At 69.3% G+C, this 7,522-nt stretch carries 6 protein-coding genes; 3 read left to right on the forward strand and 3 right to left on the reverse strand.

The window, feature by feature from the left end; genetic code table 11:
• The 3 genes from ACOJTB_RS13450 to ACOJTB_RS13460 form a co-directional block, all read left to right on the forward strand.
• Positions 1-943: sugar phosphate isomerase/epimerase family protein (locus ACOJTB_RS13450; RefSeq protein WP_420103034.1), on the forward strand; the 943-nt coding region annotated here is incomplete at its 5' end.
• Positions 943-2,418: an alkaline phosphatase family protein gene (locus ACOJTB_RS13455; RefSeq protein WP_420103035.1), complete on the forward strand. Its 1,476-nt coding sequence runs from the start codon at positions 943-945 to the stop codon at positions 2,416-2,418. The genes ACOJTB_RS13450 and ACOJTB_RS13455, both read left to right, overlap by 1 nt.
• A 174-nt stretch (positions 2,419-2,592) precedes the next feature.
• Positions 2,593-3,468 carry an undecaprenyl-diphosphate phosphatase gene (locus tag ACOJTB_RS13460; RefSeq protein ID WP_420103036.1) on the forward strand — a complete coding sequence of 292 codons (876 nt, stop codon included), beginning with the start codon at positions 2,593-2,595 and terminating at the stop codon, positions 3,466-3,468.
• Between the two features lie 53 nt (positions 3,469-3,521).
• Here the strand turns inward: ACOJTB_RS13460 and purU are convergent, their stop codons facing one another.
• From purU to ACOJTB_RS13475, 3 genes are all read right to left on the reverse strand, one after another.
• Entirely contained in the window at positions 3,522-4,385 is an 864-nt protein-coding gene (gene purU, locus ACOJTB_RS13465) for a formyltetrahydrofolate deformylase (RefSeq protein ID WP_420103037.1), read from the reverse strand.
• A 79-nt stretch (positions 4,386-4,464) separates the two neighbouring features.
• Positions 4,465-5,079 carry a sarcosine oxidase subunit gamma gene (locus ACOJTB_RS13470; protein WP_420103038.1) on the reverse strand — a complete coding sequence of 205 codons (615 nt, stop codon included), beginning with the start codon at positions 5,077-5,079 and terminating at the stop codon, positions 4,465-4,467.
• A partial coding sequence (locus ACOJTB_RS13475; RefSeq protein ID WP_420103039.1) for a glycine cleavage T C-terminal barrel domain-containing protein occupies positions 5,072-7,522 on the reverse strand: 2,451 nt, incomplete at its 5' end. The genes ACOJTB_RS13470 and ACOJTB_RS13475, both read right to left, overlap by 8 nt.

Consider the following 7,522-nt stretch of genomic DNA (forward strand, 5'->3'; position numbering starts at 1 on the left):
TCCCATGCTGCCCAACGGCGTTCTCGGCACCGGCATTTCCGCCCCCTACCCGAAGGGCGATCTCTCGGACTTCTCCGCGATCCTCGACCGGGTCGAGGCCCTCGGCGTCGAGACGATCGAACTGCCGACCTTCTCGGCCGATCTCGTGATCGGCGGGCGCATTCACCGCCCGCATCTGGAGACGCTGAAGCGCGCCTGCGCCGGGCGCAATGTCCGCTACTCCGTCCATGGCCCGCTCTCGATCAACTTCTTCGACGATCCGGCGCGGCTGCCGCGCCATTTCGAGGTGCTGAGGGCCTCGCTTGAGATCGCAGCCGAGGTCGGCGCGGTCAACTACGTCCTGCATTCGGGCCTGCACCCGGTCGCCGAGGCGCCGGTCCTCGAAGCAGCCTATGCCCGCCAGCGCGAATGGCTCGCCAAGGCGGGGGACGTCGCGGCCGATCTCGGACCGCTGGTCTGTGTCGAGACGCTGTTCGGCGGCCATGAGGGCAAGGTCCATTGCTCCTCGCCGCGGCGCCTGGCGCAGGAGCTGGCCGCCATCGACCACAGCCATGTCCGCGCCACGCTCGATTTCAGCCATTCCTTCCTGCGGGCCGGCTTCCAGGGCGAAGGCTTCGGAACGGAGGAGTTCGTCGCGGATATCGCGGCGCTCGCCCCCTTCGCCAGCCATCTCCACATGCACGATTCCTTCGGCCGGGCCGATGCGATCTGGATGTATCACGACAGCGAGAAGACGGCCTTCGGCCATGGCGATCTGCATCTGCCGGTGGGCTGGGGCGCGATCCCGTGGGAGGAGCTGATGGCGGCCTGCACCTTCCCGGAAGGCGTCATGTTCAACATCGAGCTGAACCAGCGTTACTGGTATGCGGTCGACGAGTGCATCGCGACGACCAAGGCGCTCGCCGCCAAGGCGAAGACGCAGGCGCTCAGGGCCGCCGCCTGATGAGCCCCTCGCCTGTGGCCGACAAGGTCGTCATCTGCGTCTTCGACGGGCTTAGGCCCGATTTCGTGACGCCGGAGCTTATGCCCAACCTCGCCCGCTTCGCCGGGCAAGGCACGTGGTTCCGGCAGGCGCGCAGCGTCTTCCCCTCGATGACGCGGGTCGCCACCACCGCCATCGCCACGGGCGCGCATCCGCGCGTCCATGGCATCGTCGGCAACGCCTTCTACTTCCCGCAGGCGACGACGGCCCATGCCATCGATCTCAGCCGGTGGGACGACGTCTCGCTCGCCATCGAGGCGACCGGCGGGCGCTTCGTCGCGGCCGAGCCGATGGGCGACGTGCTGGCCCGGGCCGGCAAGCGCATGGCCGTGGTCCACACCGGCTCGGCCGGCTCGGCCTATCTGATCAACCCCAATGTCCGCGAGAACGGCCACTGGACCTTCTCGCTGCTCGGGCGCGAGCACACCCGCACGCCGGACGCGGTGGACGAGGTCATCGCGCGTTTCGGCCCGCTGCCGCCGCGCCGCCTGCCGCGCTTCGAGGAGACAGACTATGCCGAGCGCGTCTTCCGCGAGCATGTGCTGGAGACGATCAGGCCGGATGTGGCCCTGATCTGGTTCAACGAGCCCGACACCTCCTTCCATTACCGTTTCCTCGGCGCCCCCGAAACGCTGAACGTCATCCGCACGGTGGACGACGCCTTCGGGCGCATCCTCGCCTGGGTCGATGCCCAGCCGGATGCGGAGCGCTATGCGGTGATCGCCGCCTCCGACCACGGCCAGATCACAATGGCCGACGCGCTGCCGCTCTCCGAACTGCTGCGCGGGGCCGGGCATGAAGGCCGGCGCGCGGCCGAGCGCACGCTGGAAGGCGCGCAATTCACCATGACCGGCGGCGATATGGGCGAGATCCGCATTCTCGACGGCGGCACGGCCCGGCGCGACGCGATCGCCCATTGGCTGATGGAGCAGCCCTTCACCGGGATGCTCTTCACCCCCGGCGGGGACGGCGTCGAGGGGGAGCTGCCCGGCACCTTCTCGCTGTCGCTGGTCGATCTCGACCATGAGCGCGCGCCGGAACTGGTCTTCACCCTGCGCTCGACCGACGATCCCGACGAGTACGGCCATCCCGGCCTCGGCCTGATGACGAAGGGCGACGTGCCGGTCGGCGGCGGCATGCATGGCGGCCTGAACCGGCACGAGCTGAACACCACGCTGGTCCTGCGCAGCGCGGGATCGGCGGAGGGCCTCGTCGATGAAAGGCCCGCGGGCATCATCGACATCGCCCCCACGGTGCTGGCGGCGCTGGGCCTGCCCGCGGCCGCGACGATGACCGGCCGCTCGCTGCTCGGAGCGCCGCTGCCATCGGCCACACCACGCATCTGCGAGACCGGCCGCGGCACCTATCGCCAGCGCATCGAGGTCGCGGAGAGGGACGGCTCGCGCATCCTGCTGCAGGGCGGCCGCGTCGATTGAGGCGCGGAAAAGGCCGGTGCCGGACGGCATCGGATCGCGAGCCATCCGCGCCTGCGATCTGGCCGGAGCGCTGGATTGTTGCGAAAGATTGATTCGGCTTTCCGGAAAAAAGAGATGCTCTAGAACCATCCGGCGCGATAAGGCTCGCGCCTCCCGATTCGGAGCTTTTCGCCCATGGCTGCTTCCGCCTGCTCCGCCGGTCTCGACACCGGCTTCGCCGCGCTCGACTACGGTCAGATGATCGTGCTCGGCATCGTGCAGGGCATCACCGAACTGCTGCCGATCTCCTCGACGGCGCATATGCGCATCGTGCCCGCCCTGCTGGGCTGGCCCGATCCCGGCTCGGCCTTCTCGGCACTGATGCAGCTGGCCGCCCTCGCCGCTGTGATCAGCTATTTCCGTCGCGATGTCGCCCAGATCGGCGTCGGCGCGCTGGAGGTCGTGAAGACGAGGCGGATCGAGAGCGGCCCGGCCCGCATCGCCGTCGGCATCGTGCTGGGCACGATCCCGATCGTGATCGCCGGTCTGTTCCTGGCGCCGCTGCTCAACCGTTGCGGCTCGCCGCTGCGGGCGCTCTGGGTCATCGGCGCGGCTTCGCTCGTGATGGCGCTTCTGCTGGCGCTGACCGAATGGCTGGCCCGGCACCGGCTGCGCGTCGAGCAGGCCGGCGCGCTTGATTTCGTCCTCGTCGGCATCGCGCAGGTCGGCGCGCTGATCCCCGGCGTCTCCCGCTCCGGTTCGACGCTGACCGCCGCGCTCGCCCTCGGCTTCAAGCGCGCCGAGGCGGCGCGCCTCTCCTTCCTGCTCGGCCTGCCGGCGATCGCCCTGGCGGGACTCAAGGAAGCCTATGAGATCGCCAAGGCGGGGATCGACGCTCACGCCGTCTCGCTGCTGGCGGTCGGGCTGCTCGCCGGCTCGGTCGCGTCCTTCGCCGCCATCTGGGGCCTGATGCGTTATCTCGAAAAGATGTCGAGCTGGGCCTTCGTGGTCTATCGCGCGGCGATGGGCCTGTTCCTGCTCGTGGCGGTCATGCAGGGCTGGCTGGCCTGACACGTCGGCCGGGATATCCCCGGGCCGACGCAGCCTTTGCGAAGCGATTGCCCTCAGTCGGTGAAGACGACCGTCTTGCGGCCGTTGGGGATGACCCGGTCCTCGAGATGGTAGCGCACGGCCCGCGCCAGAACGCGCCGCTCGATATCGCGCCCCTTGCGCACGAGATCTTCGGGCGTGTCGCGATGCGAAATCCGCTCCACGTCCTGCTCGATGATCGGCCCCTCGTCGAGATCGGGCGTGACGTAATGCGCGGTGGCACCGATCAGCTTCACGCCCCGCTCATGAGCCTGGTGATAGGGCTTGGCGCCCTTGAAACCCGGCAGGAACGAGTGGTGGATGTTGATGCAGCGGCCTGCCAGCTTGGCCGAGAGCCCGTCCGACAGGATCTGCATATAGCGGGCGAGCACGACGAGATCGGTCTCCGTCTGCTGCACGAGCTGCCAGAGTTCGGCCTCCTGCTCCATCTTGGTCTGCTTGTTGATCGGCATGTGGTGGAACGGCAGATCGCCGATATCGCTCGAGGCGATGTGCTCGCGGGCATGGTTGGAGACGATGCCGGTGATCTCCATCGGCAATTCTCCGATCCGCCAGCGATAGAGCAGATCGGCGAGGCAGTGATCGAATTTCGAGACCAGCAGCATCACCCTCTTGCGGGCGGATGTGTCGCGCAGCGACACCTTCATCGAGAAGCGCTTCGCCAGATCGTCGATCGACACGCGGATCTCGGCGGCGCTGCGGGCGCCCTCCAGCCGGTCGAAGACGACGCGCATGAAGAAGCGGCCGGTTTCGAGATCGTCGAATTGCTGCGCGTCGCGGATATTGCAGCCGGCCTCCGCCAGCAGGGTCGAGACGGCGGCGACGATGCCGGGCCGGTCGGGGCAGGAGAGAGCGAGGATCATGGGGGTGTGGGGCATGGCATCGGTCCGCTCGCGCGGATCCCTGACGAGGATAAGGAGGGAATGGAGGGCTTAGACAGCGCGCGGCGCGCCGCCGTCAACCTCGCCCGTCGCGGATGCGGCAGCCGAACTCGGCGGCGGAGCCGCTGAGCCAGGACCAGAAGCTGACGGCATAGCTGCGCGCCACCATCATCTCGAAGACCGGGCCCTCGGCCCCGTCCGGCAGGCGCCAGAGCTGCACGCCGATATGGGCGACGCTGGTGGCCGCCGCATCGCCAACGGCAAAGGCCGCCGGATGCAGGTCGAGCATCACCCCCTTGGCGAGCGTCTCGCGCAGATGCGGGCCGGAGAGTCGCAGGGCGGCGCGCCCATCGCTCTGGTCGGCAATGGCGGCGTGAGGCGCCAATTCGGCGATCAGCGCCGGGATCTCCTGGCGGGACGCCGTCCGCAGCAGCCATTGGCCCGGCCCGGTGCCGATCGCGTCGTAACCGGCGCAGGAGACCAGGCGCGGCGTCGGCGGCAACGCGAGGCCGAAACGCTCCTCGACACGGCGCGAAAGTGCCTCCGCCTGCCCCGGCGCGGCGATGAGGCTCGCCAGCCCATATCCGTCGAGCAGCGTGACGGTGACGCCCTCGCCGCTCGCTCCGATATGCCCCGGCCCGGCGATACCGGCCCAGGCGCTGCGCGGCGTCCAGTGCGTGACGTCAGCCATGGAGGCGCGCTCCTTCCGGATCGACGAAGACGGGCGAGCAGATCTCGACGACGATGTCGCCCTTGCGGACCGGGTCATAGGCCCGCACGCGATCTCCGATCCGGGCGATGCCGCCCCTGATCAGGCCGAGGCCCATCCAGTGGCCCAGATGCGGCGAATAGGCCACCGAGGTCATGTAGCCCTCGTCGTTCTCCATCGTCGCGGCTTTGCCGATGCCGATGAAATGCGCCCCGGCGCGCGGCCGCTCGCGCGGATCGACCGGCCTGAAGCCGACGAAGGACGGCCGCTCCGCCTCGTTCAACGCCGCGCGTGCGGCCATCATCCGGCCGATATAGTCCTTCTTCGACGACAGCATCTTGCCGAGGCCGAGATCGCGGGCGGTCGTGGTGCCGTTGAGCTCGTTGCCGGCGACATGGCCCTTCTCGACGCGCAGCACGCCGAGCGCCTCGGTGCCATAGGGCGTGATGCCGAAGGCAGCGCCCGCCTGCATCAGCGCCCGCATCATCGCGTCGCCATAATCGGCGGGAACGGCCAGCTCATAGGCCAGCTCGCCCGAGAAGGAGATGCGGAAGAGCCGCGCCGGAATGCCGCCGCCGACCGTGACCGCCCGCGCGGCGAGATAGGGGAAGGCCTCGTTCGACAGGTCGTGCTCCGGATCGACCACGCCGAGCAGGGTTGCGCGCGCCTTCGGCCCGGCGATAGCGACCTGCGCCCATTGCTCGGAAACCGAGACCATGCGGACATCGAGATCGGGCCAGAGCACCTGATGGCAGAACTCCAGATGCTGCATCACCTTGCCGGCATTGGCGGTGGTGGTCGTCATCAGGAAATGCGTCTCGCCCAGCCGCGAGGTGGTGCCGTCATCCATGACGAAGCCGTCCTCGCGCAGCATCAGCCCGTAGCGCGCCTTGCCGACCGGCAGTGCCTTCCAGCCATTGATGTAGACGCGCTCCAGGAATTCGGCGGCGTCACGGCCCTGAATGTCGATCTTTCCGAGCGTCGAGACGTCGCAGATGCCAACGCCGGCACGCACCGCAAGAACCTCGCGATTCACCGTCGTCAGCCAGTCGTTTTCGCCGGGCTTCGGATAATATTGCGCGCGCAGCCACTGGCCGGTCTCGACGAAGACGGCGCCCTGTTCGGCCGACCAGCCATGCGTGGGCGCGAGCCGCGCCGGTCGGAAATCCTTGCCGCGATGATGGCCGCCGAGCGCACCGATCGCCACCGGCGTATAGGGCGGGCGGAAGGTGGTGGTGCCCGTCTGCGGGATCGTCCGGCCGGTCTGCTCGGCCATGATGGCGAGGCCCGTGAGATTCGAGGTCTTGCCCTGATCGGTCGCCATGCCGAGCGTGGTGTAGCGCTTGAGATGCTCGACGGGGCGGAAGCCCTCGCGCGCAGCGAGTTCGACGTCCTTGTCGGTGACGTCGTTCTGATAATCGACGAAGGCCTTTCCCCTGCCCCCGACGACGCGCCAAACGGGCGAGAGTCCTTCGCCTTCTGCGTCGGTCGGCGATGCGGGCTGGGCCGAACGGGTCTCGATCCCGAGATCGCTGAGAGCCTCGCCGGCCAGACGCGCCCCGTCCTCCAGCGCCTGTGCCAGCGCGAAGCGCCCGGCGGCGCTGCCCGCGACGGCCAGCCCGGCGGGCAGCGTGCCCGGCACGAAGCAGTGCAGCGCCTCGTTCCAGACGGCCTTGCCGTTCTGATGCGAGGTCAGATGCAGCGTCGGGTTCCAGCCATTCGAGACGGCGAGCAGGTCGCAGGGCAGCGTAGTGTTGGCGCCGGCTGCGTCACGGATGGTGATCTCGCCCAGCTGGCGCCCGCCGCTCGCCCGCTCGACCACGCCGCCCGCGAACAGCCGGGCGCCGAGCCTGTTGGCGAAGGCCTTGCGGGCCGGATGCGCCTCGGCCCGGGTATCGACGATGGCGGCGACCTTGCCGCCGGCCGCGACGATGTCGCGCGCCGTCGCCCAGCCATCGTCGCTGGCGGTGAACAGCACCGCCTCGCGCCCCGGCAGCACGCCGTAGCGGTTGAGATAGGCACGTACCGCCCCGGCCAGCATCACGCCCGGCGTGTCGTTGCCGGCGAAGACGATCGGCCGCTCGATCGCGCCGGCGGCGAGGATCGCGCGCTTCGCCTGGATGCGCCAGCCCCGCTGGCGGGGCTGGTGCGGAAGAGGCTGCGGCAGATGGTCGGCCACGCGCTCGACGGCGCCGTAGATGCCATGGTCGTAAAGGCCGAAGACCGTGGTGCGCGGCATGATCCGCACGTCGGGCAGGCTCGCCAGCTCCGCCAGCGTCGCGGCGAGCCAGTCGCCCGCAGGCCCGCCGCCGATCTCGCGTTTTTCGGCCAGCAGCCGGCCACCGAGGCGGAAATCCTCGTCGCAGAGGATGACGCGCGCACCGCTGCGGCCTGCCGCGAGCGCGGCGGCGAGGCCGGCGGGGCC

The organism is Allobosea sp., from assembly GCF_048595345.1.
Lineage (GTDB): Bacteria > Pseudomonadota > Alphaproteobacteria > Rhizobiales > Beijerinckiaceae > Allobosea.

Bases quoted from the DNA above. Each gene is read 5' to 3' on its own strand.
- ACOJTB_RS13455 (WP_420103035.1), top strand. From the start codon at position 943: ATGAGCCCCTCGCCTGTGGCCGACAAGGTCGTCATCTGCGTCTTCGAC.
- ACOJTB_RS13460 (WP_420103036.1), top strand. From the start codon at position 2,593: ATGGCTGCTTCCGCCTGCTCCGCCGGTCTCGACACCGGCTTCGCCGCG.
- purU (WP_420103037.1), bottom strand. From the start codon at position 4,385: ATGCCCCACACCCCCATGATCCTCGCTCTCTCCTGCCCCGACCGGCCC.
- ACOJTB_RS13470 (WP_420103038.1), bottom strand. From the start codon at position 5,079: ATGGCTGACGTCACGCACTGGACGCCGCGCAGCGCCTGGGCCGGTATC.